Annotated in this window: 23 protein-coding genes and 2 pseudogenes; 19 read left to right on the plus strand and 6 right to left on the minus strand. The window is 66.1% G+C overall.

Translation table 11 applies throughout. From position 1 onward, the window contains the following. Positions 1–87 precede the first annotated feature (87 nt). Positions 88–933: an HpcH/HpaI aldolase/citrate lyase family protein gene (locus OL239_RS02030; protein ID WP_268910521.1), complete on the plus strand. Its 846-nt coding sequence runs from the start codon at positions 88–90 to the stop codon at positions 931–933. Here the strand turns inward: OL239_RS02030 and OL239_RS02035 are convergent. The 3 genes from OL239_RS02035 to OL239_RS02045 form a co-directional block, all read right to left on the minus strand. Beyond that, a complete protein-coding gene (locus tag OL239_RS02035) occupies positions 930–1,421 on the minus strand; it encodes a dienelactone hydrolase family protein (RefSeq protein WP_268910522.1) in 492 nt (163 codons plus the stop codon). The two genes, OL239_RS02030 and OL239_RS02035, sit on opposite strands and share 4 nt — an antisense overlap. A gap of 99 nt (positions 1,422–1,520) precedes the next feature. Next, a complete protein-coding gene (gene rraA / locus OL239_RS02040) occupies positions 1,521–1,988 on the minus strand; it encodes a ribonuclease E activity regulator RraA (protein ID WP_268910523.1) in 468 nt (155 codons plus the stop codon). A gap of 59 nt (positions 1,989–2,047) precedes the next feature. After that, on the minus strand, positions 2,048–2,620 hold the full coding sequence (locus tag OL239_RS02045; RefSeq protein WP_268910524.1) for a TetR/AcrR family transcriptional regulator: 573 nt from the start codon (positions 2,618–2,620) through the stop codon (positions 2,048–2,050). A 147-nt stretch (positions 2,621–2,767) separates the two neighbouring features. Between OL239_RS02045 and OL239_RS02050 the strand changes: the two are divergent. Beyond that, a pseudogene (locus OL239_RS02050) lies at positions 2,768–4,266 on the plus strand (MFS transporter). A gap of 111 nt (positions 4,267–4,377) precedes the next feature. Here the strand turns inward: OL239_RS02050 and OL239_RS02055 are convergent. Beyond that, positions 4,378–4,833, minus strand: a complete 456-nt coding sequence (locus tag OL239_RS02055; RefSeq protein WP_268910525.1) for a universal stress protein — start codon at positions 4,831–4,833, stop codon at positions 4,378–4,380. A gap of 394 nt (positions 4,834–5,227) precedes the next feature. Here OL239_RS02055 and OL239_RS02060 point away from each other — a divergent pair, with 394 nt between their 5' ends. Next, a complete protein-coding gene (locus OL239_RS02060; RefSeq protein ID WP_268910526.1) occupies positions 5,228–6,136 on the plus strand; it encodes an SDR family oxidoreductase in 909 nt (302 codons plus the stop codon). A gap of 109 nt (positions 6,137–6,245) precedes the next feature. On the opposite strand, the gene OL239_RS02065 is transcribed toward OL239_RS02060, so the two are convergent. Continuing rightward, on the minus strand, positions 6,246–7,313 hold the full coding sequence (locus OL239_RS02065) for a hypothetical protein (RefSeq protein WP_268910527.1): 1,068 nt from the start codon (positions 7,311–7,313) through the stop codon (positions 6,246–6,248). A gap of 173 nt (positions 7,314–7,486) precedes the next feature. Between OL239_RS02065 and OL239_RS19250 the strand changes: the two genes are divergently transcribed. Next, a complete protein-coding gene (locus OL239_RS19250) occupies positions 7,487–7,696 on the plus strand; it encodes a hypothetical protein (RefSeq protein WP_329609325.1) in 210 nt (69 codons plus the stop codon). Continuing rightward, positions 7,603–7,986, plus strand: a complete 384-nt coding sequence (locus OL239_RS02070; protein ID WP_329609327.1) for a DUF456 domain-containing protein — start codon at positions 7,603–7,605, stop codon at positions 7,984–7,986. Before OL239_RS19250 ends, OL239_RS02070 begins: the two co-directional genes overlap by 94 nt. Before the next feature lie 6 nt (positions 7,987–7,992). Here the strand turns inward: OL239_RS02070 and OL239_RS02075 are convergent, their stop codons facing one another. Then, positions 7,993–9,507, minus strand: a complete 1,515-nt coding sequence (locus OL239_RS02075; protein WP_268910528.1) for a S10 family peptidase — start codon at positions 9,505–9,507, stop codon at positions 7,993–7,995. 139 nt (positions 9,508–9,646) lie between these two features. Here OL239_RS02075 and OL239_RS02080 point away from each other — a divergent pair, with 139 nt between their 5' ends. From OL239_RS02080 to OL239_RS02145, 14 genes and pseudogenes are all read left to right on the plus strand, one after another. Continuing rightward, on the plus strand, positions 9,647–10,234 hold the full coding sequence (locus OL239_RS02080) for a TetR/AcrR family transcriptional regulator (RefSeq protein ID WP_268910529.1): 588 nt from the start codon (positions 9,647–9,649) through the stop codon (positions 10,232–10,234). 240 nt (positions 10,235–10,474) lie between these two features. Then, positions 10,475–11,785 carry an ABC transporter substrate-binding protein gene (locus OL239_RS02085; RefSeq protein ID WP_268910530.1) on the plus strand — a complete coding sequence of 437 codons (1,311 nt, stop codon included), beginning with the start codon at positions 10,475–10,477 and terminating at the stop codon, positions 11,783–11,785. Between the two features lie 61 nt (positions 11,786–11,846). Continuing rightward, positions 11,847–12,791, plus strand: a complete 945-nt coding sequence (locus tag OL239_RS02090; RefSeq protein WP_268910531.1) for a carbohydrate ABC transporter permease — start codon at positions 11,847–11,849, stop codon at positions 12,789–12,791. After that, positions 12,788–13,621, plus strand: coding sequence for a carbohydrate ABC transporter permease (locus OL239_RS02095; RefSeq protein WP_268910532.1), 834 nt, complete (start codon positions 12,788–12,790; stop codon positions 13,619–13,621). Before OL239_RS02090 ends, OL239_RS02095 begins: the two co-directional genes overlap by 4 nt. A 44-nt stretch (positions 13,622–13,665) precedes the next feature. Next, the gene (locus OL239_RS02100; protein ID WP_268910533.1) at positions 13,666–14,796 is read left to right on the plus strand and encodes an alpha-L-rhamnosidase N-terminal domain-containing protein; all 1,131 of its coding nucleotides are present in this window, start codon (positions 13,666–13,668) and stop codon (positions 14,794–14,796) included. Between the two features lie 4 nt (positions 14,797–14,800). Continuing rightward, positions 14,801–16,327 (plus strand): family 78 glycoside hydrolase catalytic domain, encoded by a 1,527-nt coding sequence (locus OL239_RS02105; RefSeq protein WP_268910534.1) that lies wholly within the window; start codon positions 14,801–14,803, stop codon positions 16,325–16,327. A gap of 62 nt (positions 16,328–16,389) precedes the next feature. After that, a complete protein-coding gene (locus tag OL239_RS02110) occupies positions 16,390–17,406 on the plus strand; it encodes an aldo/keto reductase family protein (RefSeq protein WP_268910535.1) in 1,017 nt (338 codons plus the stop codon). Between the two features lie 135 nt (positions 17,407–17,541). Beyond that, positions 17,542–17,736, plus strand: a pseudogene (locus tag OL239_RS02115) (GntR family transcriptional regulator); the annotation flags it as partial. A 172-nt stretch (positions 17,737–17,908) separates the two neighbouring features. Continuing rightward, positions 17,909–18,238, plus strand: coding sequence for an FCD domain-containing protein (locus tag OL239_RS02120; protein ID WP_268910536.1), 330 nt, complete (start codon positions 17,909–17,911; stop codon positions 18,236–18,238). 501 nt (positions 18,239–18,739) lie between these two features. After that, positions 18,740–19,690, plus strand: a complete 951-nt coding sequence (locus OL239_RS02125) for a TAXI family TRAP transporter solute-binding subunit (protein ID WP_268910537.1) — start codon at positions 18,740–18,742, stop codon at positions 19,688–19,690. A gap of 5 nt (positions 19,691–19,695) precedes the next feature. After that, on the plus strand, positions 19,696–20,214 hold the full coding sequence (locus OL239_RS02130) for a hypothetical protein (protein ID WP_268910538.1): 519 nt from the start codon (positions 19,696–19,698) through the stop codon (positions 20,212–20,214). Beyond that, positions 20,211–22,433, plus strand: a complete 2,223-nt coding sequence (locus OL239_RS02135; protein ID WP_268910539.1) for a TRAP transporter permease — start codon at positions 20,211–20,213, stop codon at positions 22,431–22,433. The genes OL239_RS02130 and OL239_RS02135 overlap by 4 nt, the downstream gene beginning before the upstream one ends. A 31-nt stretch (positions 22,434–22,464) precedes the next feature. Next, a complete protein-coding gene (locus tag OL239_RS02140; RefSeq protein WP_268910540.1) occupies positions 22,465–23,334 on the plus strand; it encodes a dihydrodipicolinate synthase family protein in 870 nt (289 codons plus the stop codon). Continuing rightward, entirely contained in the window at positions 23,334–24,107 is a 774-nt protein-coding gene (locus tag OL239_RS02145) for an SDR family oxidoreductase (RefSeq protein ID WP_268910541.1), read from the plus strand. The genes OL239_RS02140 and OL239_RS02145 overlap by 1 nt, the downstream gene beginning before the upstream one ends. Positions 24,108–24,145 lie beyond the last annotated feature (38 nt).

A 24,145-nucleotide genomic window follows, 5' to 3' on the forward strand; every position in this document is an offset into this window, starting at 1 on the left:
CCGGCGCACTGCGGGGATGAAGTGACGGTCCGCACATATTCGCGCACGCATTTTAGGAACTGCCCCCGGATAAGTAGTGTCTTATTCATGGCACCCTTCCGAAACAGCCGCGCCGCGTCGCTGCCCGCAAAACTGTCCCGTTCCTGGCTGCTGGCATCTGCTGCAGATGAGGCGAACTTTGCGCCGGCGCTGGCGTCCGAAGCGGACTCCGTGGTGTTTGACATGGAGGACGCCGTTCCGGCGGCAGGCAAAGCCGAAGCGCGCGAACGCGTGGTCGAGGCCCTTTCCACCGGCATGACGGCGTGGGTGCGCGTCAACGGCATCGAAACCGACTACTGGGCCGATGACTTGGCTGCCCTATCCAAGGCCCCCGGCCTGCGCGGCGTCATGCTGGCAATGACTGAAAAGCCCGAGCAGGTCACCCATACGGCCATGCGCCTGCAGGCCGGAACCCCGGTGCTCGCGCTGGTGGAATCCGCCCTGGGCATCGAAAATGCGACGGCGATTGCTTCCGCCCCCGGCACCTTCCGCCTGGCTTTCGGAGTGGGTGACTTCCGCCGTGACACCGGGGCTTCCGATGATCCGATGGCGCTGGCCTATGCGCGGTCCAAGCTTGTGGTTGCGTCCCGTGTGGGACAGCTGCCCGGGCCGATTGACGGCCCCACTGTCGGCGCGCTGGGCGAGAAGCTCCTGGACGCCTGCAAGGTCACCCAGTCCATGGGCATGACCGGCAAGCTGTGCCTGCTGCCCGATGCCGCGGACACGATCAACCACGGGCTGTCCCCGAGTGAGTCGGAGGTCCTTTGGGCGCACGAGCTGCTCGAAGCCCATGCGGCCGGCGCCGTGGTGGGCGACGGCTCCTACCTGCCGCGGCTGGCCCGCGCCCAGAAGATTTCCTCGCTGGCGGACTCCTACGGACTGTGGAACGCCTAAGCGTCGGTTAGGGCCAGGAATTCCAGCACCCGCGCCGTGAGCGCGGGTGCTGCCGTTTCGTCGTAGTCCTCCAGGCTGATGTCCGCAAACAGGTGAGAGCTGCCCGGATAGAGAAACAACTCCGCGTCGGCGCTGGTTTCCACCAGGTTTTCCGCTGCGCTGAGGTCCCCCTCGTCCACGAAGATGGGATCGGCGTCCATCCCGTGGATCTGGACCGGAACTCCCGCGGGCCAGGTGTCGGCATACACGCCCAGCGGGACGCAGCCGCTGACCAGCACCGCGCCCCGGGCGCCGGGCCGGGTCTGGGCCAGCCGCTGGGCGGGCATGACGCCGAGCGAGAATCCGATGTAGACCAGGTTCGGCGGAAACCGCCCGGCGATCCGGACTCCGGCGTCCTCCAGTTCCTGGAACCCGGTCTCTTCCGCATACGCCGTGCCGTCGCCGATGTGCATGAAGGTGTGCCCGTCATAGAGGTCGGGGACCGTCACGGTGTGCCCGGCCTCCCGCAGCACGTCGGCAAAGGCATCCAGGCCGGGGTTAGCCCCTGGGCATGATGGAACAGCAGGACATTGGCCATGGGAATACGCCTAGCGTTCGACCAGGATGCCGTCGTCGTCGGCGTAGAGGACCGCACCCGGGCGGAACGTCACGCCCCCGAACTCCACGGGAACGTCCACCTCGCCCACGGAGTCCTTCGCGCTCTTGCGCGGGTTCGAGCCCAGCGCCTTCACGCCCATCGGCAGCTTTGCGACGGCGGCGCGGTCCCGGATGGGGCCATTAATGACGACGCCGGCCCAGCCGTTCGCCACGGCTGCCTCGGCGATCATATCCCCCATCAGCGCACTGTTCAGGGAGCCGCCGCCGTCGACCACCAACACCGCGCCGTTGCCGGGGGAATTGAGGACCGACTTCACCAGGCCGTTGTCCTCCAGGCAGCGAACGGTGCGCACCGGACCCGTAAAACGGACCTTTCCGCCGAGGTCCTGAAACTGCAGGGACACGGAGGCAAGGGTCTCGCCGTGTTCGTCATAGAGGTCTGCTGTGCTGATGTCCATGGTTCCACTGTGGCACATGGTGCACTCCGGGCCGTGACACCGGTGCTGTTCGGGCCGGGCTAGTGCGGCTGCGGAATGCCGGCGGCGTGGGCCTTCAGGACGTTCACGACCTCCAGCAGTTCAGCCACGGACTCCTTGGTGGAAGAGTCCTCTTCCCGGGGCCAGCCGCCGGGCAGCCCCTCGTTGTAATACAGGCCGTCGCCCAGCAGGAGGATGGCGCGGGCAATACCGGGGTGGCCCATCTCATCGAGGATTAAATCCATCCAACTGCGGTGAATCCGTTCCAGGACCGCCGACGCCTCCGGGTCCGATGCCTGGGCCAGGCGGACGACGCCGATCAGCGCGCGGTCCAGGGGGCTTCCAACATAGACCGATTCCCGGACCAGGTACCGCGACGGGCCTTCGGGATCGGCGGCCATGGCCCGCATGTCCGCCGCGGCCAGGTCCTCGAGGCGGGCGATGAGGGCCGCAGCCAGGGCTTCCTTGTTTTTGAAGTGGTAGAGGAGCCCGCCCTTCGAGACGCCGGCCAGTGTCACCACGGCATCCAAGGTGGCGCCGCGGGGACCTTCATTGATCAGCAGTTCCTCATAGGCGGAGAGGATGCGGTCCCGGGTGGAAGGGTGTTCAGGCATACGTTTACGCTACGCCATCCTGTGCTGTACAGTCTAGACGGTACAGTACGTGGTTCGGATGTGAGGATTCCGTCCTGCCGCTGCTGCCATACCCCTGCGACTACTACGAAGGAGACAGCTGTGCCTGCCGTACAGGAAACGCCCCGGATGCACCGAGCCGGACGGCGCGAATGGCTCGGACTTGCCGTCCTGATGCTGCCGGTGCTCCTGATTTCAGTGGACAACACCGTCCTCAGCTTCGCTATTCCATCCCTGTCCCGCGCGCTGGCGCCGTCCGGGACGGAACTGCTCTGGATCGTGGACATCTACGCCCTGGTCCTGGCCGGTTTGCTGGTCCCCATGGGTGCCCTGGGTGACCGGATTGGGCGGCGCCGCCTGCTGCTGACCGGCAGTGCCGGGTTCGGCCTGGTCTCAGCCGCGGCCGCCTTCTCGCCCTCCCCGGAGGCGCTGATCGGTGCCCGTGCCCTGCTCGGCTTCTTCGGTGCAATGCTGATGCCGGCCACGCTGTCGCTGATCCGGAATATTTTCACCGTTCCGTCGCAGCGGAGGATCGCCATTGCCGTGTGGGCCGCCGGCTTCTCCGGCGGTGCCGCACTCGGACCCATTGTCGGCGGATTGCTGCTGGAGCACTTCTGGTGGGGCTCGGTGTTCCTGCTGTCCGTTCCGGTGCTCATTCCGCTGCTGGTCTTTGGGCCGATGCTGCTGCCCGAATCGCGCGACCCGAATCCGGGGCCGGTGGACCTGTGGAGCATCCTGCTGGTCATGGCTGCCATGTTCCCGGTCGTGTACGGAATCAAGGCCATTGCGACGTCGGGAGTCGGCAGCGAATCCCTGGTGCCCATCGCCGCCGGGCTGGTTTTCGGTGTGCTCTTTGTCCGCCGCCAGCTCCGGCGCCTGCATCCGATGCTGGACGTCCGGCTGTTCCGCAACCCCACTTTCAGCGGGTCCATCGGTGCGAACCTGCTGAGTGTCTTCTCCCTGGTTGGATTCATCTTCTTCCTGTCCCAGCACCTGCAGCTGGTGCTGGAGAAGTCACCCGGGAAGCGGGGCTGATCATGCTGCCGGGGCTGCTGCTGACCATCATTGCCGGACTGGCCGTGGTGCGCGTGGTCCGGTATGTGCGCCCGGGCTACATCATTGCCGGCGGCCTGCTGCTCAATGCCGTGGGTTACACCATCATCCTGGCCACCGGAGCGGACGGTGGCTTTGGTGGATTGCTGGTCGCCTTCATGGTGCTGGGCCTTGGCGTCGGCGCAGCGGAAACCATCTCCAATGACCTGATCCTGTCCTCCGTACCGCCCACGAAGGCCGGCGCAGCCTCGGCAATTTCCGAGACCGCCTACGAAGTGGGGGCCGTCCTGGGTACTGCGGTGCTCGGCAGCATCCTGACGGCCGGTTACCGGAACGGCGTCGTGCTGCCGGCGGGGCTCGCTCCCGCCGATGCCGAAGCCGCCTCCGAAACCCTCGGCGGCGCCGTCGAGGCAGCCCGGGGGCTGCCGGAGGGTGCCGCCCACGAGCTGCTGGAATCGGCCCGGGCGGCTTTCGATTCCGGTGTCGTCACCACCTCGCTGATCGGCGTGGTCCTGATGCTGGTGGCCGCCGCAGGCGCCGTCATTATCCTGCGCCGGGCGGCTGCGGACCACTAACCGCGGCCGCAGCGGGTGCGGGCCCGCAGGTACCGCCGGCCAGTACCCGCCAGCGGCGCCCGCACGGTTGTGCCCGCACGGTTGTGCCCGCACGGAACACCGCTGGTGTGGCTAGGCGGATTCTCCGGTTTCCCCGAGGTGAACGATCAGCACGGGGCAGCGCGCGTGCGCGGCGAGCAGTGAACTGACGGATCCGAGCAGAAGCCCGGCGAAACCGCCCAGGCCACGGTTGCCGACCACCAACATTTCGGCGCCGCGGCTGGCCTCGATGAGCAGCTCCACCGGCTGGCCCACCAAGGCAATGCGCGTCAGGTCCGCCGGAAGATCACTGCCGAACGCTTCCTCCAGCACTTCGTCCAGCGTGTGCTCTGCCTCCACGTGCGGAGACCACACGGCCGAGGGCACGGGGGGCGTCAGCGAGATGGCCTGCTCCCACACCGTGACCACCTGCAGGGAGCAGCCGAGCACCTTGGCAAGGCGGTGGGCTTTGCGCAGTGCTTCGACGGAGAGCCTGGATCCGTCCACGCCCACGACGATCCGTTTGCTGCCCTTATCACCAGTGTTCATCGCGACCCCGTTCCTTTCGGTGTTTCCGGCCGTGAGCGAATCCTGCCCGCCGTATCCCATCATCCTCCCCCGTGGCAGGGCAGCAGGGGAGGGGGTTGCGGCATCATGCGCCCGTTTCGCGCCCTTCGCCGGCCGGCTGGGTAGACTCGTCTGACTATGCGAACCATGAACAAGTATCGAACCGTCATCGTCTGGCTTCTGATTATTGCGCTGGTCGCCAGTGTCAGCGTGGGGTTCCTCAGCATGCTGTTTTAACCCAGCCAGCTGAACTTGAGGCGGACGGGGCGGCGGGTCTAGGGTAGTAAGCATACTTACGCTTTTCCGGTGCGGGAATCCACCCGCCCCGGACCGGGCGTACCGCATGCGCAATGACCTACCGAAAGTGGGAAACTCCATGACAAACGGCAGTACGAATGACCAGTACACCTTCCAGAACCCGGTAGACCGCTTCCCCGTGATTACCCCGCCGAAGCAGGACCAGCCCGAGCCGGGCCTGGATGCAGACCTGGAACCGAAGACGGACCGCGGCGAGGAGTCCTACCGCGGCACCGGTCGGCTGGAGGGCCGTAAGGCACTCATTACCGGTGCCGACTCCGGCATTGGTGCGGCGGTGGCCATCGCCTACGCCCGGGAGGGCGCCGACGTCGCTCTGGCCTACCTGCCCGAGGAAGAAGAGGATGCGCAGGAAATTGTCCGCCTGATCGAGGCCGCCGGCCGCAAGGCAGTGGCGCTTCCGGGCGATGTCCGCGACGCCGCGTACTGCGCGCAGCTGGTGTCCGACGCCGTTGGAGCCCTGGGCGGGCTCGACATCCTGGTGAACAACGCGGGCAAGCAGGTTGCCGTGGAAAACCTGGAGGATCTGTCCGACGAACAGCTGGATGACACCTTCAAGACCAACATCTACGCGTTCTTCCGCATCACCAAAGCCGCGCTTCCGCACCTGCCCGCCGGCTCGAGCATCATTAACACCACGTCGATCCAGGCCTACAACCCGTCCCCGTTCCTGCTGGATTACGCCAGCACCAAGGCGGCGATCAACAACTTCACCAAGGGCCTGGCCCAGCAGCTGGCCCCCAAGGGTATCCGCGTCAACGCCGTGGCTCCGGGTCCGTTCTGGACGCCGCTGCAGGTTTCCGACGGGCAGCCCAAGGAAGCCCTCCCCGAGTTCGGCAAGGACACCCCGCTGGGCCGCGCCGGCCAGCCCACCGAGCTTGCCCCCGCGTACGTCTTCCTGGCCTCCCCCGAGTCCAGCTATGTCGTCGGCGAAACCTTGAACGTCAACGGCGGCACGCCCTCGCCGTAACCGGTCACCGTCCCGTGAACAGCGGGAACCGGCTTCCGGCCCACAGCAACCGGCCCGCACCTTCTCGAATGTGCGGGCCGGTTGTTTGTGTGTGCAGCAGTCGGTCCGGCTATGCGCGGGCGCCGGTTTCACTGAAGTCCGCCCGGTCAATGCGCCGGTGGTAACGCATCCCGCCGAGGCCGCCGAGCAAGGCGCCGACAAGCGTCGCGGCCAGTGTGGCGGCGACGGCAATCCAGGTAACCGCCGTGGCCCCGTCGAGATCCCCGGGCAGCGGTGCCACCGTGTTCAGCTGCGTGATGCTGCGGATGTCGTCACCGAAGATCAGACCCAGCACCACCACGGCCACACCGGCGGCCAGGGCCCAGAGCCAGACCGCCAGTCCCTGCTTGAGCCCGTTGAACCGGGCCATCCGGCCGGCTACGTAGCCACCGGCGTAGTAGGCAAGCAGGAGAATCACCAGCAGAATGACTGTGCCGATAATGCCCGCGCTCTGGTTCGCCATCGCCTGGTCCAGGGACTGGCCCAGGTCGCTGTCAGTGGAGAAGCCGACGGCGGCACCAATGGCCGCGGCCAGCGCCGACAGGAGCACCACCATTCCGGTGGCGGTCAGCCAGCCGAAGAAGGCCGCGCCGACCTTCATGCCGCCGAACCGCTCCTTCTCCATGGCCAGCAGGGCCTCGCGGTTGGCCTTGCCGGGCAGGGCCGTGCCGTTCCCGGCATCAGCTGCTGTGCCATCATCCGTGCGGCTGCCGGCGCGGGAGGCCCCGGCCTCCGGGTGGTAGCCGCCGTCGTCGTAATCCGTGCCGGGATCCTTAGTGGCGCTGAGCGGCAGGGCGCGGGTGCGGCCGCCCTCGTCATGTGGTCCCGCGGGCCCGGCGCCGGCTCGGGCGGAAGTCCGGCCGGGAGCTCCCGAAGGGGCACCGGCCGCGGTCGCTCCGGCCGGGGGTGCGGTTTCCGGGTTCCCGCCTCCGGCGGGCAGGACCTGCGTGTCGTCCGCTGAAGCGAGCCGGTCGGACCGGTCCCGCAGGCGTCCGCCGTCCGGGCCCGGGGTATTCCCGGAGCCGCCGTCCGGGCCCGGGGTATTCCCGGAGCCGCCGTCCGGGCCCGGAGTGCTCCCGGAGCCGCCGGTGGGGCCGCCGGTTCCGGGGCTGCCGTTGTTGCCTGATTCCGTGCTCATGTGGTTCTCCTGTTGCAATCCGGTTCATCGGGCTGTAACTGCAACCTTATAAGCAACCTTACTAATTTCTCCACACGTAGCGGGTTTCCTGTGGCCGGCTGCAGCACCGTCCTGGGAAGAACCGACCAAATGGCCGAAAAACAGTGCCGGCCGGCCAATGGAAGACTGGGGGAATGGATCCCGACATTGTCATCACCGTCATTGCTGCCCTGGCCATCGCCGTGGGCATGACGGGCATCATCATTCCGGTCCTGCCGGGCAGCATCCTGATCATTGCTGCGCTGCTGGGATGGGCTTTGGCCTGCAGAGCACCGCTGCCTGGTGGGCCTTCGGCGTCGGTGCCGTCCTGGCCCTGGCGGGTTTGCTCTCCAGTGCGGTGCTGACCGGCCGCCGGCTGAAGCAGCGCAAGGTCCCCAACAGCTCCGTACTCGCCGGGGTGGTGGTGGGTGTGGTGGGGATGTTCGTTATTCCCGTGGTGGGTCTGATCGTCGGGTTTGCAGTGGGTCTGCTGCTGAGCGAGTTTCTTCGCCGGCGCAGCCTGCCGGCGGCCTGGGCGGCCAGCTATGCGGCGCTGAAGGCGATGGGCCTGGGCATCCTGCTGGAGCTCGGCTTTGCCTTTGCCGCGGGCACGGTCTTTGTCGGTGGGATCTGGTGGCACTTCGCCGCCCGGTAGTCCCGCTCAGCGGGCGCTTACAAACTCCCGCAGCGCCGCCAGCTGTTCCACCCGGCAGCCCGGGTTGACGTACATCATGTGCCCGGCCTCGTAATAGTGGTGCGAAAACCGTGCCCGCGCCGCATCCTCGAGCCGCATATGTGCCCAGACGTATTCCGCCGCGAAATGGGGCGTGGCGCCGTCGTAGTAGCCGTAGTCCACGTGCACGCGCAGGAACGGATTGCGGGCCAGGAGCCGCTCCAGCGTGTCCGTGACATCCACCGGAACCCCTTCAAAGGTCTTATAGCTCCAGGGCTGTACCCGGCCGGTGAGGATTTCGTAGGGTAGGTCGTTCTCGTAGCCCAGTTCCGCCCGCACGTAATGATTAACCGCAGCCGAGTACGGCCCGTTGATGGCGGCCAGGCTGGGGTCATCCCAGTTGATGGAATCCTGCTGGTGCGCCGCCGGGGCAGTGAACCGGCCGTCAACCCGCCCCACCACCAGGTTTTCATTCCGCAGCAGCTCCGCGGAAAACTGAGCGTAGTCCCAGCGCAGATTGGTGCGCCGGATGAACCCCGGGTCAAGGGTGGTGATTTCGGCCAGCCGGCCCACGGCGGCGTCGTACTCGTCCGCGCTCAGCCGCGCTCCCCGGGTTAGGGCGTAACCGAACTCCCGCTCGGCGTACTCCTCCGCTTCCCGCACCACATCCGCCAGTTCACGGTCTCCGTGCCGGCCGTGGAAATGTGCGATGGCCGCATACGTGGGCAGGTGCAGCGCGTAGGGCGTATCCCGGCCCGGTGCGAAGTTCAGCGTGGCCATGTTCAGCACGGTGGAGATTAGTCCGAGTCCGTTGACCGCCATGCCGTAGGCATCGAAAAGCCGCCCGGCCACGGCGACGGCGCGCAGTGTTCCGTAGGATTCGCCCACCAGGTACTTCGGGCTCAACCAGCGGTTGTTGCGGGTGGTCCAGAGCCGGATAACCTCCGCCACCAGGTCCCGGTCCGCTTCGAAGCCGTGGAATTCGCCGGATTCGGTGCCGTCCACCACGCGGGAGAAACCAGTGTTAACGGGGTCGATCATCACCAGGTCCGCATGCTGCAAAAGGGTTCCAGGGTTGTCCGTCAGCCCAAACGGGGGAGGCGTCAGTGTCCCGGCATCTCCGGAATCGACCATGCGCGGTCCCAGCAGGCCCATGTGCAGCCAGACCGAAGAGGATCCCGGCCCGCCATTGAAGGCAAAGACCACGGGCCTGCGGTTGGCGGGCGTTGCTGCGCCGCGTGTGGTGCCGGCGGCATCTGCCGCCGCGGGGGTGGAATCCTCGTCCTCCGCGGTATAGGCCACGAGGAAAATCTCCGCCTTGGGCCGGAAGCCGTCCGCCTTGCCGTCCTTGGTTTCTTCACTCCTCAGCACCATGCGTCCGGCTGTGGTGGTGTAGCCAAGCCCGGACGGCAGAGTGTGGCGGCGGACTGCGAAGTCGTCGGTTACTTCTTCCAGGGGCGCGGGCTGGGTTCCGGGATCCCGGGGCTGGTCGTCATGGGGCATTGGAGCAGTCTAACCAGTTCCGAAGCTGCTGCCGCGGCTGTGACTGCCGGTGGGGTCTCAGGGGCATGGGAAAACTTGCATCCAACCGGTCGGAGCACTATTTCCTCGTTGCATGGAACCCGTGGCATAGCATTGGCGCATGTCAATGAGAGGGCCGTACGCCAAAGGTCTGGCCAAGCGGGACGAGATTTTGGAGACCGCGCTGGAACTGTTTGCCGAGCGCGGGTATGACAGGACCTCCATGCGGGAAATTGCAAAGCAAGCAGGGCTCAGTCAGGCCGGGCTGCTCCACTACTTCAGCACCAAGGGGGAACTGTTCCTGGAGGTGCTGCGGCGGCGTGATGACAGGATCACCGATCCCGGTGACGAGGAGCACCGGCATTCCGTGGACCGGTTGATCCGTGCGGTGGACCGCAATTCCACCGAGCCGGGGTTGGTGCGGCTCTTCGTGGCCATGTCCGCGGAAAGCGCCGAAGAGCACAGCGACGCCCACAGCTTCTTCGCGGACCGCTATCGATGGCTGCGTGACCAGATCGCTGATGACATCCGGGCGCACCAAGGCGCCGGAGACATCACCCCGGCCATCGCTGCGGACAATCTTGCCTCTTTGCTCGTTGCTGCGGCCGACGGTCTCCAGGTGCAGTGGCTCCTTGACCGTGAGGGGTGTGGACATGGCCAGCCTGCTGCGCATGCTGTGGCAGGCACTGCAGGGCGCCTCCAGCCGTGAGCCAAACAGCACCTCGAGCGGCACCGGAGGCGCGGCCACGTAGCGCTGCCGGGCTTCTGCCCGACTCTTCCATCGGGAGTCGTGTGGTACTGCCACTGCTTTCTTGCGTCGCGCCAAACAAAATCGTTGACAGGGTTTCACTTGTGCAGCTAGCGTATGCCGAAAGCCGTTCAATGAATCGTTTCATATTTACTGGGCGGGCCTGCGGCGCATATGTGCGGTCACTACAAGGAGGTAATGATGTCTCAGCGATTTAGGACTCGGCCATTTACGGCAGCGCTTGCGATCGGCGCCCTCGCCCTCGCCGGATGTTCCGGCGGTGGCGGAGGTGAGGATGACGGTCCCGTTACCCTCACCTGGTACATGGGAGCCGGTGTCCCCGACGACATTGCCACAGCCGAACAGCTTGCCGCCGATTTCAGTGCTGCCAATCCGGACGTCGAGGTTGTCGTTGATGCCTCCGGCCCGGCAGGCGTGGAGATCGACGCGCAGATCCGCACCAAACTGGGCACGGGTGATATGGCCGACCTGTTCTGGTACAACAGCGGCGCACTCATGAAGCAGTTGAACCCGGACCAGCAGTTGCTCAACGTTGGTGACGGGGCCTGGGTTGAGGACCTCAGCGAGGATTACCGCGGTACGGTCTCCACCGAGAACGGCACGTACGGGGCGCCGGTCGGCGCGGCCATGGGTGGTGGATTCTTCTACAACGTCCCCGTGTACGAAGAGCTCGGGCTGGAGGTGCCCAAGACGTGGGACGACTTCATGGCCAACAACGAAGCGATCAAGGCGGCCGGCGTGGATCCGGTAATCCAGTCATACGGTGACACCTGGACGTCGCAGATGATCTTCCTGGCCGACTACTTCAACATCCAGGCCGCCGAGCCCGATTTCGCCGATGACCTAACGGCGAACGAAACCACCTTCGCGGAGACCCCGGCCGCACTGGCCAGTTTCCAGAAGGTGGAAGCGCTCGCGGAAGCCGACCATTTCAATGTCGACTTTCAGAACCTGGTCCTTGACCAGGCGATCGCGAAGCTCGTCAACGGCGAGGGCGCCCACTACCCCATCCTGACCTTCGCTCAGGCCACCGTGCAGCAGAACTTCCCGGACGACGCCGATGACATCGGGTTTTTCCCCGTCCCCGGAGGCTCTGCCGAGGACCATGGCCTTACGACATGGATGCCCTCTTCGGTCTACGCGCCGGCCACCACCGAGCACCCGGAGGAAGTCAAGCGATTCATGGCCTTTGTAGCCAGCCCGGACGGCTGCGATTCCATCACCGAGGCGCGCGGCGTCACCGGGCCCTATGTGGTCGCCGGCTGTGAGATCGAGGGCGATGTATCCCGCATCGTCGAGGACATGCTCCCGTACTTCGAGGACGGTGCGACGTCCCCCGCGCTCGAATTCCTCTCCCAGGTGAAGGGCCCGAACCTTCAGGCTTTCACCGTGGAAGTTGGCACCGGCATTAGCACCGCTGAGGACGCCGCGCGCGCCTATGACGCCGATAACGCAGTACAGGCCCAGCAGCTGGGCCTCGAAGGCTGGTAAGGCCCCACAAGCATGAAGCGGCGGGGCTGCTGTCGGCCCGCCACGAGGACCTGGAGAAAGTATGTCGCTCGCCCCATCCCAGCCCATCCGTCCCCCGATCCCACCGTCGACGGGGCCAGCTATCCGCACGCGCAGGAAACTCGGAAACCGTGTCAACAAGCCCTATCCGGGGTGGTTCTACGCTCCGGCCGCCGTCATTTACGGCGTACTGTTCATCGCTCCCACCCTGGCGTCGTTCTATTTCGCGTTCACCCGCTGGTCCTTCGCTGAGACTGAGTTTGTCGGCTTTGACAATTTTGTCACCTTCTTCACGGAGCCGCGCCTCTTTAAGGGCTTCACCAACACCTTCATCTACGCAGTTCTCACCTCCGGAGCCAAAGTCGTCCTTGGACTGTTGCTGGCCATCGTGCTGACTTCGGGGATCTTCGCGCGGGGTTACCTGCGCGCGGTGATCTTCTTTCCGGTCCTGGTCTCCACTGTCGGCGTCGGCATCACCTTCAAAATTCTCCTGGATCCGTTCGACGGGCTGGTCAATAAAGCCCTTGCCGTCATCGGAATCCAAGGTCCGGGCTGGCTGACGGACCCATCCCTCGCCCTGCTTTCCATCGCGGCGGTGGACGTTTGGAAGGGTATCGGACTGGCTACGCTCATATACATCGCTGGGATCGTCGCTATCCCCAACGAGTACTTTGAGGCGGCGAAGGTCGACGGCGCCTCGGCATGGGCAGTGTTCCGGCACATCACCGTTCCCATGGTGCGTCCGGCCATGATTACGGTCATCATTCTCTCGCTTATCGGCGGACTGCGCACCTTCGACCTGATCTGGGCCATGACGGGTGGCGGTCCCGGCTTCGCCAGTGACGTCATCGCCTCGACCATCTACAAGCAGTACGCCGCGGGCTTCTACGGCTTATCCACAGCCGGCAACGTGGTGCTGTTCCTGGTGGTTACCGCAGCAGTGCTTCCGCTGTACCTCTTCCTAAACCGAAAGTCGAAAGACCTGTGAAAGCAGAACGCACCCGAAATCTGATCTGGGGAATCGTCGCGATTATCGGATCGGTCGTCATCTTCCTCATCCCTTTCGCCTTTATCCTCACGACCGCCTTCAAGACCCAACAGGAATCCTCGCTGCTCGAGTTTTCCTGGCCCACTGAATTCGCGTTCCTGGATAATCTGGTCACAGTCCTGCAGACCCGCGATTATGTCGTGGTGCGGGCCTTCATCAACAGCACCGTCGTAACCGTGGTGTCAGTCACAATCATGGTCGTGCTGGCTGCCATGGTGGGGTGGGTCCTGCAGCGCCGCCAGTCGCGTTGGAACGGGTTGATCAACTTTGCCGTACTAGCCGGTCTTATTGTGCCGCCGGCCGTGGTGCCCACTATTTTCGTGATGCAGGAATTAGGGATCTTCCGCACGCTGCACGGGTTGATTCTGATCGAGGTCGCCTTCGGGCTCTCCTTCTGCATCCTGCTGTTCCGGGCCTTCGCTGCCAGTGTTCCCCGTGAGCTGGACGAAGCGGCGCTCATCGACGGAGCCGGCCCGCTGAGGTTGTTCTTTCAGGTTGCGTTTCCGTTGCTGCGCAGCGTAATCGTCACCGTCATCGTGGTGCAGTCCGTCGCTGTCTTCAACGACTTTGCCAACCCTCTGTACTTCGCTCCGGGCGACGAGAACGTCACCGTCCAACTGACGCTATACAACTTCCAAAGCCAGTTCCAGACATCCTGGAATCTTCTGTTCACTGACATCCTGCTGATCACGATTCCGCCGCTCATCATGTACATCTTCTTCAACCGGCAAATCGTGGCCGGCATGACCTCCGGTGCGGTGAAGGGCTGATGATGCAGGGTTACACCCAGGATAACGAGTCGGGAGGCAGCAAAATGAGTTCGACCACACCATCCGCCCCCAACAGCACCGGCGCTGACCCGTTTGGTCCCGCCCGCTGGATTGCCCGCCCCGTGGAACGCTCGCAGCGCGTCACCCGCCACATCACATCCTCGCGGGTCGACTGGGCCGAGCCCGGGCATACCCTGGGACAGCGGTTCCACGCCGAGGGACCAGTGGAAGCGGTCAGTATCAGCCTGTCCGAACCCCGCGGTGTGGAGGACCCCTTCCAGTCGCCGGTGAAATTCACCATCAGCCTTCGGACTGAGGCCGGCGTGCCCGTAATGCAGCGGGTTTATGACGGGCCGCAGCTCGTCTGGGATTATTTTGGCATCGTCCTGGACGTAAATCCGCCGGCACCGCCGGGAGAGTACATCGTCGAATTGGCCGCTCACCAAGGCACCATCGGCTGGTTGGGCGCTGATGCCGCGCCGGCGGTTGAGGACGACGGGGTGTCACCGCTGCCGGTTCGGGGAACCGCGTTGATCGATGACGAACCGACGGGCGGCGTCCGGCTGTTGGGCGTCGACACCCACCCTGCACCCAACCCCCTGTTCCGGCGTAGTTTTGAGCTTGCCACGCTTCCGGTAGCCGCTGAACTCGCCGCCACGGTCCTTGGCATCGGCAACGTCCTGATCAATGGCCGTCGCGTGGGCGGGGAGGCTCTGGAACCCGCGGTTACCAACTATGACAGGACGGTGCTTTACCGGACCTGGGACGTGCGGCACCTGTTGGTGCCAGGTATCAACGAAATCCTTATTCAAGCTGGACGGGAACGCTATGGGGCGCGTGGAGGGGACGTTTGGGGATGGAACCTCGCGCCCTGGCACCGGGAACCGGTGGCCCTGCTGAACCTGCGGCTCACCGGCATCGACGGTCGCGTGCAGTCCGTTACCACCGATGCCAGCTGGCAGGCCGCCGCAGGGCCGGTGCAGGCGGAGCGCCTCTTCCGGGGCGAGGACTGGGTGCTCGAAGTGATGGCGCCGTCTGGCATCCGGCTGCCGTTGTCGAGCCGCCCGGCGGCGAACTCCGCCGCGCGGCACATGAACCGGTCCACCCCGCCGCCCCCGGGCTCCGAGGGTTACAACGATCCTGAATCCGACCGTAACGGTTCACGATTTCGGTGACGTCATGGTGGGCCGGATCCGCTGCCGTATCACCGGTGAAGCAGGGGCGACCGTCCGGGTGCGCTCAGGCGAGCAGCGCGACGATGGCGGACAAGTCATTTGCCGAAACATGCTGGTGGCAGGCGAAGCCCAGCTGGACACCCTGCGGCTGGAGACGGGTGCCGTTGACTACGTCTTCGAACCGCAGTTTGGCTACCGCGGCTTCCGCTGGATCCAGGTCGAAACGGACGGCACCGTCGTCGTGGATGACGTCCGTGCCGTTCCGCTGTACACGGAGCTGGAGCCGATGGGCCAGCTGGCCACCGATGAGCCGGTCGTGGAGTGGATCAACAATGCGACAGCTCTCACCTTCCACAACAACCTGCACGGCATTCCCACGGACACTCCAATCTATGAAAAGAATGGGTGGACCGCAGACGCGCACCTCTCGACCGAGGCCCTGCTCCACCACTTCGATTTGCGGAAATCATTCGATAAATGGATCGAAGACCATAAGGACGCACAGGCAGCCGACGGTTCCGTGCCCCAGATTATTCCGACACCGGGCTGGGGCCGCGCGGCCGATCCCACCTGGTCTTCCTCCGCTGTCCTCATCCCCTGGTATCTATACCGGGAGTACGGCGACACGGATATCCTGCACCACTCCGCCGATATGATCCGGCGCCTGGCCGACCACATCCACGGCCGGCTCGACGGCGAAGGCACCTGGCGGCACCGGACCTGGGGCGACTGGCTGGCCCCAGGCCACGCCGTCGGCCCGGAAGGAATGGCGCCGGTGGGTACCATCATGTCCGCCATGGTGCTCGGGCAGACGGCCGCGGTGCTTGGCGAACTCGGTCATCCTGACGCCGGCACTTACCGGGAGCAGGCAGCTGCGGTTGGCGCCGCGTACCACCGCGCTTACTTCGCCCCGGCGTCAGGAAACTACGAGGTGCCGGGGGTGCCCTACCGGCAGGTCCTGAACATCCTCCCACTGGCGTTCGGCACCGTTCCCGCCGACTGTATCCCCTCCGTCCGCGCCGGCCTTATCGAGGATCTCGAAGTCCGGTCCGCGGGGCATTTGGACTGTGGCGCCGTGGGTGTCCGCCATCTCCTGCCTGTTCTGTCCAGCGCCGGACGGGACGATCTGGCCCTCACCGTTCTCACCCATCGCTCCCGGCCCGGCTGGGGTGCCTGGTACGAGGCCGGGGAGTCCACTTTGCTGGAATCGTGGGACGTAGACGCCAGATCCCGCAACCACTACTTCCTGGGCTCGGTGGCATCCTGGATCCAGCAAAAAGTAGGCGGGCTGCGACTCCTGGAACCAGGCTGGCGCCGCTTCGAGGTGGCCCCGGTCGAAGATCCGCGCGTCTCGCGCGGGACGATCAGCCATCGGACACCGCTCGGTACTGCGGCGGTGCGCTGGGAACGGGGGCCGGCAAACTGGAAGGTAGCAGTGACCGTGCCGCAGAACGCCACCGCCGAACTGCGTATTGCCCACCATGAGCACATGCTGCCCGCCGGACACCATGTGCTCCACCTCGACGGCTGACAACACGCCCTGCCCCTTATCGGCAGGGCGTCGGCCCGCCACACCTCCAGATAGGAACCACCATGAAGTACCGCCGCCTCGGCAATTCCGGCATGCTCATTTCGGAAATCACTTACGGCAACTGGCTAACGCACGGCTCCCAGGTTGAGCGGGACGCCGCCGTTGCCTGCGTCCATGCGGCTCTGGACGCCGGCATCACGACCTTCGATACCGCCGATGTCTATGCGAACACGGCTGCGGAGAGCGTCTTGGGCGCCGCGCTCAGCGGCCAGCGCCGGGAATCACTGGAGATCTTCACGAAGGTCTACTACCCGACCGGCCCTATGGGGCCCAACGACGCCGGTCTGTCCCGCAAGCACATTATGGAGTCGATCGACGCTTCACTGCGCCGTCTCGGCACCGAGTATGTGGACCTTTACCAGGCGCACCGGTGGGATCACGAGACGCCGCTGGAGGAAACGATGCTCGCGTTCGCCGACATCGTCCGCTCCGGAAAGGCGCTGTACATCGGCGTCAGCGAATGGACCGCCGACCAGCTGAAGCGCGGCGCCGCCTTGGCCCGGGAGCTGCGGATACCGTTTATTTCCAACCAGCCGCAGTACTCGGCGCTGTGGCGGATCATTGAAGCGGACGTCGTGCCGACGTCCGAAGAGCTGGGCATCTCCCAGATCGTATGGTCGCCGGTGGCCCAGGGGGTGCTCACCGGCAAGTATCTTCCGGGTCAGGCTCCGCCGGCCGGCTCCCGCGCCACCGACACCAAGGGCGGCGCGGAGATGATTGGCCGCCACATGCGAGACGACGTGCTGCAGCGGGTGCAGGGCCTGCGGCCGATCGCCGACGAACTGTCGCTGACCATGGCGCAGCTCGCGGTCGCGTGGGTGCTCCAGAACCGGAACGTTTCCGCCGCGCTCATCGGCGCATCCCGCCCGGAGCAGGTCCTTGAGAATACCCGGGCCTCCGGCGTCGTCATTCCACAAGAACTGCTGGCCCGGATTGACGAGGTGCTCGGTGACGTCGTTGAACGCGACCCGGCCAAGACCGCGCTTGAATCTCCAGCTAAGCGCCCCGCGCAGGCGTAGGGCAACTCCGCGGAAAGCCGCCGCCAGCTCCCCGGAACGCCGGCCCGGCCCGGGACTGGCCTGGTCGGGGCTGCGGCGGGAGGCACCCGCCGCAGCGGCTAGGCTTTGCGGGGTGAGCGCTTATCCAGTGCGGGAATGCCCGTGAGCGGCAGTTCGGATGATCCTGCGGGCCCCGACAATGGGCTGTCGCGTCCGCCAACGGCCCAGGCTTTTGTCCTGACCCAGCTTCGCCGGGCCATCAGCGCGGGTGAGTTTGTTCCGGGACAGGCCCTGCGTCAGGATGCCCTGGCTAAACGGTTCGGAGTCAGCCGGGTGCCGCTGCGTGAAGCCTTCAAGGTGCTCGAAAGCGAAGGCCAGGTAGTTTACGAGCCGCACCGCGGGCATAAGGTTGCCACGCTTTCGCTGGATGACCTGCTGGAGGTGTACCGGCTGCGTCAGCTGCTGGAGGCCGAAGCCGCACGGGCGGCGCTTCGGGCGGGCCCCTGTCTCCGTCCTGCAGACTTTGCACGGTGCTGCTGCCGAGGTGGAAGCGGCCAGTGCCGCGGGGGACCTGCTGGGCATGACCGAAGCGAACCGCCGTTTTCACTTCGTGCTGGTGGAGGCGGCCGGGATGCCCCGGCTGGACCGCATCCTGCAGGTGCTGTGGGACGCGACGGAAGCTTACCGCTTTGTCTACTACGGAGTGGACAGCAACCGGGAGCGGGTGGAGCGCGAGCACCTGCTGATTATCGACGCCTTCGAGCAGCGGGACACGCCCCGCCTCATCCGGCTCCTGGACGAGCACCGGGAGCATGCGGTGGAGGCCCTGCGCGCCTTTCTTGAGGCCCGCTAAGTCCCGTTCTCCCCGCGGGTGAAGCGGACTTCGCGCAGCTGAATCCCGGGGTTTCCGCGCGCCCCCGGACGGGGAGCAGGGTCCCAGAAAAACACGTATGTGATCTGGGTTACATTATGGTTTTATATTGGATACAGTCTCCAAATGATTCCGGAATTCCAGCAGCGTAGCTGGACCCCGGTGCCGCCCGGCACCCCGCACTCCGGCAGGCGATCTTCGTGCCCCGGTGCGCAGTGTGCGAACGGCAGCACGCCCGGCCCGAACCGCGGCACGCTTGACGTGCCCGGGTCTCCGGCGTTGGGTCATTACGTGCCACCCCGCGCAGCGGCGGCCGTTTCCCGGTTCCGTCCAAGCGCCCGGCGGCGAGGCTTCCCGGCAGCAAGCACCCGCACGGCAGCACCCTGTACGGCTTCACCCGCACACGCACCCATGTGACCAACCAAGGGAGAAACCCATGAGTTCCATCAACCGGAACCGGCTGCGCGCAGGTGCCGCAGCCCTTTGGCACCAGCGCTCCTCCTTTCCGCCTGCGGCAGCCCCGATACGTCCGGAGACTCCGGCGCGGGAGCCGACGGCAGCGGCGGCACCCTGTCCATCGCCACCGGCGGCACCGGCGGCGTGTATTATCCCCTCGGCGGCGGCTTTGCCACGGTAATCCGCGAGAACATCGACGGTTATGACGCCACGGTCCAGGAAACGAATGCCTCGGTGGACAACGTCCTGCTGATCGCCAACGGATCCGCCCAAATCGCCTTCTCGGTGGGCGACGTTGTTTCCGACGCCGTGGAAGGCGTCGGTGAATTCGAGGGCCAGCCGCAGGAAATTTGCTCGCTGGGCAACATCTACAACAACTACCTGCAGGCCGTCACCGTGGACGGAACGGGCATCACCACCGCGGAACAGCTGGCCGGGAAAGTCGTCTCGGTGGGAGCTCCGGGTTCCGCCACGGAAGTCGGCGCCCTGCGCATCCTCGAAGCCGCCGGCGTCGACCCGGAGACCGTGGAACGCCGCCAGCTCGGCGTCGCGGAAACGGTCGCCGCCCTGCGCGACGGAACCATCGACGCCGGATTCTGGTCCGGCGGCCTGCCCACCGGCGCGCTGATCGACCTGGCCAGCGACGGTGACATGGTCCTGCTGCCTATCGGCCAGTACGCCGAAAGCATGGCCGATGCCTACGGCGAGTACTACCTGGCCGAAGAAATTCCGGCCAACACCTACGAGGGACAGACCGAAGCAGTCCAGGCCATCGCCTCACCGAACCTGCTGATTGCCAGCCCGAACATGGACGAACAGCTGCAACAGGACATTGCGGCCTCCCTCTTCGACAACGTGGAACAGCTTGAGCAGGTCCATCCCTCCGCGCAGGAAATGGATGCAGCCACTGCCGGGGACGTTTCCTACGTGGAGACCTGCCCGGGAGCAAAGACCTACTTCGACCAGGCCGGAAGCTAGGATCCATGCGCCGGCCGGCCGCCGTCGTCCTGGTGCTGGGAGCCCTTGCCGGGGGTGCCGCGGGTGCCGCGGGGGTTGCCGCTGCGGGGCAGGGCGGCAACCCGGCAGCGTGGACGCTTTCCATCAGCAACGACGGCGGCGTGCTGGCCGCGGTGCCCGTTGACGGCGGATCCTTCGCCGTCAGCTACCGGAACTCCCTCTACGGCAGCACCGCCGAAGAACGCTATGAGATCCGCCCCGACGGCAGCTACCTGCTGGTGCAGCTGGCTGCCGATGATCTGGCGGTGCTGGAGGAGTACTACGCCGTTCCCGGCGCACCGGACCCCGCGGAGCCCGGGGACAGAAGGAATTGGGTCGCCGCACCGGACCCGTCCCGCCCCGCCGCTTTCACCAGCCTCTCAGTTGCTGCCACCGACCTCGGACAGCGGACGGTCCATACGGCCGGCGCGCCGCCGTTGGATCTGTGGACGCTGGTCGACGACGGCGATCCCTTCGTGACTCTGGAACTCAAGGAGAACCAATGATCAAGCGAGAACGCGGCAACGGTGCCGTCAAGGTCCCGGCAGGCGCCGCCCGGCGGACCACCGACGACCCGCTCCTCCGGTCGGAGCAGCTCGGTCAGGCAGGGGACGACGTCGTCAATCCTCTCCAACGCGCCAGCGTCGTCGACGAAGAGGCCCTGATCGCCGAATTCGAGGCCGAAAAGCCTGCCCGCCGGCTCAGCGGCCTTCCCGCCACCATCATCAAGACGCTGGGCGTGGGGCTGTCCCTGTTCGCCCTGTACTGGGTCTTCCGGCCCATGCCCACCCAGTTCTACCTGCCGATGTTCCTCGGGCTCGGCCTGGCCATGACCTTCCTGGTGTACCGCGGGTGGGGCCGTTCGGAAAAGGCCCGGGAACAGGGCCGCTCGGACAACCCGCATGCGGCGGACTGGCTGCTGGCTGCCATAGCCATGGTCCCGTTCGTCTACATTGCCTCGGACTGGGACGGATTCTTCCGGCGGGCGATCACGCCCACCTACCTGGACCTTTTCATGGGAATCATTGCCATTCTGGTCACTCTGGAAGCCTCCCGCCGAACGGTCGGGATCCTGGTTCCGCTGGTTGTGCTGGGCTTCTTCGCCTACGCCTCCTTCGGCACGCTCGTTCCGCCGCCCTTTAACACATCGGACTTCAGCTGGATCCGGCTGGTGGGCCACAACGTGATGGGAACCCAGGGACTCTTTGGGGTGCCCACCGACGTGGCGGCGTCGTACATCATTCTCTTCACGATCTACGGGGCCGTGCTGGCTGCCTCCGGCGCCACCAAATTCTTCATCGACCTGTCCTTCTCGGCGTTCGGGCAGTCCAAGTCCGGCCCCGGCCGGACGGTGACCCTTGCCGGTTTCCTCCTGGGCACGGTGTCCGGGTCCGGCGTGGCCACCACCGTCACGCTCGGCGGCATCTCCTGGCCGCTGCTGCGCAAGGCCGGGTATCCCAAGGAGCACGGAGGCGCCATCCTGGCCGCGGCGGGCATCGGTGCCATCATGTCCCCGCCCACCCTGGGTGCGGCGGCGTTCATCATTGCCGCACTGCTGGGGGTGTCCTACCTGCAGGTCCTCATCTGGGCGACCATCCCCACGCTGCTGTATTACTTCGGCATTATCCTGGCCATCGAAATGGACGCCCGGCGGTTCAAGACCCGCGCCGTGGACTTCGAGGTCAAGCCCATCGGACGGCTCCTGCTGCGCTTCGGTTACCACTTCAGCTCGCTGGCGGCAATCGTGGTGTTCATGATGATGGGGATGACGCCGTTTCGGGCCGTTGTTTACGCCACCGGGCTGGCCTTTGTCCTGAGTTTCCTGGACAGGCAGTCGTGGATGACTCCGCGGCGCATCTGGGACGCCCTCGCCGCCGGCGCCACCGGTGCGCTGTCCGTCATCCCGGTCATGGCCGCGGCGGGACTGATCGTGGGCGTCATGACGCTCACCGGACTGGGCCTGAAACTGGCGAACATCATCGTGGACTTCGCCGGGGGCAGCCTGCTGCTGACCGCGGTCTTCTCGGCAATCTCGGTGACCCTGCTGGGGCTGGCCGTCCCGGTGACCGCCAGCTTCATCATCTCGTGGGTCATCATCGGCCCGGCGCTGCAGGACGTGGGCGTTCCCGCCTTCGCCGCCGCCATGTTTATCTTCTACTACTCCGTCCTGAGCGAAGTTTCCCCGCCCACCGCGCTCTCCCCGTTCGCGGCATCCGCCATCACCGGCGGCAAGCCCATCCAGACCATGTGGCTGACCTGGCGCTACACGCTCTCCGCTTTCCTGGTGCCGTTCATCTTTGTTATGTCCGGTCCCGGCGTCGGTCTCCTGATGCAGGGCGGGCCGGGAACGGTCCTGCTGGCGCTCACCGTTTCCCTCGCGGCCGTTGCCGCGCTGGCGGTCGCTACGGGCGGGTGGCTGGTTGGGCCGGCCCGCTGGCCCGAACGTGTCCTGCTGGGGCTGGGCTCGCTGCCGATGCTGGTCATGGAACCGATGTACATCGGAATCGGGCTGGGCGTCATCGGGGTCGGTGTGCTGGTGCACCTGATCGGATTGAGGTCCCGTGCCAAAGACCCGCAGGAGCCGCAGCCGGAACGGACGGGCGGAAAACCTGCTGCCGTGGTCCGCCGCGGCAGCCACAAGGTGGCGGCTCCGCTTCCCCGCCCGCCGCCGACGTCTGACACGGCACCGCCGACCAGACCCGCCGAAAGGAATTTTTGCTCATGACCGACCTGCTTCCGCCGCTCTCATCCGGACTGTGGGGCGTGCTGGCCACGCCCTTCACCGGCAGCGCCTGCGCCGTGGACACCGGCTCCTGCGCCGCGAGGTGCAGCTCTACACGGGGCTCGGCGCCGCCGGCATGGTGGTGCTGGGCGTCTTCGGCGAGGGTGCCGCACTCAGTTCCGAGGAACAGGCGCTGACCGTCCGCACCGCCGCCGAGGCCGCCGGCAGCACTGCACTGGTGGTGGGTTTGTCCGCCCGCAGCACGGCGCCGGCACTGGAGCAGGCCGCCGTGGCCTGCCGGGCAGCCGGGGCCAGCCTGGCCGCCCTGATGGTGCAGGCCAACAGTCCCAAGCCCGAGGTGCTGGCCGCACACCTGACCGCCATCCACGACGCCACCGGAGCGGGAATTGTCCTGCAGGACTATCCGGTTGCCTCCGGAGTGGCCGTGAGCGCTGACCAAATTCTCGCCGTCGTCGAGCAGTGCCCCTTCATCACGGCGGTGAAGTCCGAAGCTCCGCCGACGGCGGTTGCCGTCGCCAGGCTCACGCGAAGAACAGCGGTGCCGGTGTTCGGCGGGCTGGGCGGAGTGGGACTGCTGGACGAACTTGCGGCCGGAGCCGCGGGCGCCATGACAGGCTTCTCCCATCCCGAAGGGCTCCTGGCGGCGCTGGAAGCGTTCGCTGACGGCGGCTTCGAGCAGGCCCGTGCAGCCTTCGCACCCTGGCTTCCGCTGGCAAACTTTGAGGCCCAGCCCGGCGTGGGCCTTGCCGTGCGCAAGGAAGTGCTGCGCCGGCGCGGAATTATCGACGAGGCGCTGGTGCGGCCCCCGGCGCCGGGCCTGCCGCCGGAACTGGCAGCACTTATCGACGGCCACCTGGCCGCAGTCCGAACGGAGAGAGTCTGATGGATCTGGGGATAAAGGGAAAGAACGCTCTGGTCCCGGGATCCAGCTCCGGAATTGGGCTGGCGGTTGCCCGTGCCCTCAGCGCGGAGGGTGCCAACGTGGTGCTTGCCGCCCGGCGTGCAGAAACGGTCAAAGCCGAAGCCGCCCGGCTGGCGTCAGCCGTGGGCATCACCGCGGACCTGACCGCCGACGGCGCCCCGGAGGACCTGGTCCGCCGCGCCGAAGAGGCCTTTGGCCCTGTGGACGTGCTTGTCCTGAACAGCGGCGGTCCGCCGCCCGGCGGCGCCGCGGACATGGCCGAGGAACAGGCGGCCGCAGCGGTGAACCAGCTGCTGCTGCAGCACATCCGGCTAACCTCCCTGGTGCTGCCGGGCATGCGCCGCCGCGGCTGGGGGCGGATCATCGCCGTCGGCTCCTCCGGAGTGCAACAGCCGCTGCCCAACCTGGCGTTGTCCAACATGGCCCGCGCCGGGCTCGCCGGTTACCTGAAGACGCTGGCAGCCGAGGTGGCGCCGGACGGCGTGACAGTGAACATGGTGCTTCCCGGACGGATCGACACGGACCGGGTGGTGTCCCTGGACGCCGCTGCCGCCCGCCGCTCCGGCCAACAGCCCGACGACGTCAGGGCAGCATCCGTTGCCTCGATTCCCGCCGGGCGGTACGGACGGCCGGAGGAGTTTGCCGCCGTCGTCGCTTTTCTTGCGGGCATTCCGGCCTCCTACGTCACCGGTGAACAAATCCGCGTTGACGGCGGGCTCGTCCGGTCCTACTGACGAAACCCCGGCAGAAAACTCCGCCCCGATGAAAGGAC

The organism is Arthrobacter sp. ATA002 (genome assembly GCF_026898095.1).
In the GTDB taxonomy this organism is placed as follows: Bacteria; Actinomycetota; Actinomycetes; order Actinomycetales; family Micrococcaceae; genus Arthrobacter_B.